The organism is Vallitalea sediminicola, from assembly GCF_054408565.1.
In genome coordinates, this window is sequence record NZ_BTPT01000358.1 from 1 (window position 1) to 264 (window position 264).

At 26.5% G+C, this 264-nt stretch carries 1 protein-coding gene; it reads left to right on the forward strand.

Features of this window, described 5'->3' with window-relative positions; genetic code table 11:
- Positions 1–264, forward strand: a 264-nt coding sequence (locus ACX6CF_RS27045; RefSeq protein ID WP_458788471.1) for a hypothetical protein, incomplete at both ends; no start/stop codon positions are given.

A 264-nucleotide genomic window follows, 5' to 3' on the forward strand; every position in this document is an offset into this window, starting at 1 on the left:
AGGAAAATGAAGGATAGTGGAGTTGAATGGATTGGGAAGATACCAGAGGATTGGAATATAATTATATTAAAAAGGACTATCAAAAGTAGAATGGGAGGTGCTTGGGGAGATACACCTAAAAATAATGAGAATGATATAATATGTATTAGAATAGCAGATTTTGAATACACAAAATTAAAAATAAAACAAAATGTTACATACACAAAAAGAAACTATGCTAATGATACAATAAATAAATTAACATTAAAAAAAGGAGATATATTA